This is a genomic window from Sphingomonas sp. ABOLE, from assembly GCF_003950455.1.
In the GTDB taxonomy this organism is placed as follows: domain Bacteria; phylum Pseudomonadota; class Alphaproteobacteria; order Sphingomonadales; family Sphingomonadaceae; genus Sphingomonas; species Sphingomonas trueperi.
Genome location: NZ_QQWY01000091.1, coordinates 1 through 1,877, shown reverse-complemented (window position 1 = coordinate 1,877; position 1,877 = coordinate 1). Strand labels below are relative to the sequence as shown.

At 68.2% G+C, this 1,877-nt stretch carries 3 protein-coding genes; all 3 read left to right on the top strand.

Annotation, left to right across the window (positions count from 1 at the left end; translation table 11 throughout):
• The coding region (locus tag CA234_RS23970; RefSeq protein WP_164521933.1) for a TolC family protein at positions 1 to 332 on the top strand (332 nt) is incomplete at its 5' end.
• Entirely contained in the window at positions 332 to 1,510 is a 1,179-nt protein-coding gene (locus CA234_RS23965; RefSeq protein ID WP_126002929.1) for an efflux RND transporter periplasmic adaptor subunit, read from the top strand. The genes CA234_RS23970 and CA234_RS23965, both read left to right, overlap by 1 nt.
• 3 nt (positions 1,511 to 1,513) lie before the next feature.
• On the top strand, positions 1,514 to 1,877 hold a 364-nt coding region (locus tag CA234_RS23960), incomplete at its 3' end, for an efflux RND transporter permease subunit (protein WP_206431292.1).

The window sequence follows — 1,877 nt, the reverse complement described above, 5'->3', positions numbered from 1 at the left end:
CGACCGCGCAGCGGACGCAGGCGGATGCACAACGTCGCGTGACCGCGCTCGACATCGAACAGGCGATCACGGACGCGCAGGCGCAGGCGGCCAATGCCGCAACGACGGCTCGTGCGGCGTCGGGGCCGGCGCTGGCGGCTGCACAGGAGGCGGCCCGCATCGCGCGGATCGGTTATCGCGAGGGCAAGTTCGGCCAGCTCGAATTGCTCGATGCGGAACGCACACTCGCCGAGACGCGGGTCGCCGCGATCGATGCGCTTGCCAAGTACCAGAATGCCCGCGCGCAAGTGGAGCGACTGACCGCTCGTGCGCCCAATGGGGGGAATCAGTGATGAAGAGCTTTTATCTCGCGGGCGCGGCGTCGCTCGCCCTGCTCTTGGCTGCCTGCGGCGGCAAGGATGGCGGAAACGAGGCAACTGCCGAAGGCGCAGCTGCCAATGAGACGGCAGCGGGCACGGAAAAGGGCGGTGCTGAAGGCGGTCATGCCGGTGAAGGCGTCGTCACATTGGGTGCCGACCAGATCGCCACAGCGGGCGTCCAGGTCGGACGGCCGATCATCGGCGGGGCCGGGACGATCGAGCTGCCCGCGATCATCGAGGGCGACCCACAGGGAACGCAGGTCGTCTCGGCCGCAATTGCGGGACGCGTGGTCGCGCTCACCCGTAACCTCGGCCAATCGGTCGGACGCGGCCAGACCATTGCGGTCATCGAAAGCCGCGAGGCGGCGCAGATCAAGGGCGAGGTCGAGGCGGCGCGGGCGCGGCTTCAGCTCGCCAATTCGAACCTCGTGCGCGAGCAGCGGCTTTTCGCCCAGAAGGTATCCCCTGAGCAGGATCTGATCGCTGCCCGCACGGCGGCGACGGAGGCGCGGATCGCCCTGACGCAGGCGCAGAGCATGGTTTCGGCGGCGGGTGTCGGCGGCGGCGGGCTCAACCGGCTCGGCATTGCCGCGCCGATCTCGGGCCAGATCATTGCGCGCCCCGTGACGCTGGGACAAACGGTCGCGGCGGATGCCGAACTCTATCGCATCGCCAACCTGAGCCAGGTGTCGATCGCGCTTAATCTCAAGCCCGAGGATGCGGGCCGGGTGCGTCCCGGCAATACGGTGCTGGTGAAGGCGGCAGGCCGTCAGGCGACCGCCCGCGTGACCTTCGTGTCGCCGGCGCTTGATCCGCAGACGCGGCTCGTGCCTGCGCTCGCCACCCTCGACAATCGCGGTGGCGAATGGCGGGTCGGCGAGCCTGTGACGGCAGCCGTGCAGCTCACGGGCAGCGGCGGCAGCGGGGCGGTCCGCGTGCCGACGACGGCGGTCCAGAGTTTCGAGGGCAAGTCGGTCGTGTTCGTGCGCACGCCCACCGGCTTCAAGGCGACCCCGGTCCAGCTCGGCGATGCGTCGGGCGACACGGTGATCGTCCGGTCGGGCCTGACCGGCAACGAACAGATCGCCACCACCGGAAGTTTCACGCTCAAGGCCGAGATCGGCAAGGGCGAAGCGAGCCACGAGGATTAAGCCATGATCGCCCGTATCGTAACCTGGGCGGTCGAGAAGCGCTGGCTAGTCCTGCTCCTCACCGTCATCGTCGCCGCCATCGGCGCCTTTTCCCTCTACCGGCTACCGATCGACGCGGTGCCGGACATCACCAACAATCAGGTCCAGATCAACGTCCGCGCGCCTGCCCTCTCGCCCGAGCTGGTCGAGAAGCAGGTGTCGTTTCCAATCGAAACCGCGCTCGCCGGCACCCCCGGCCTAGAATATACGCGCTCGTTGAGCCGCAACGGCTTCGCGCAGATCACGGCGGTCTTTTCGGACGCGACGGACATCTATTTCGCCCGCCAGCAGGTGGGCGAGCGTCTGCGGGGCGTGCAAGAGAATCTGC

What these genes read in the sequence shown, in the direction of transcription:
- CA234_RS23965 (WP_126002929.1), top strand. Translation starts at nt 332, where the DNA reads ATGAAGAGCTTTTATCTCGCGGGCGCGGCGTCGCTCGCCCTGCTCTTG.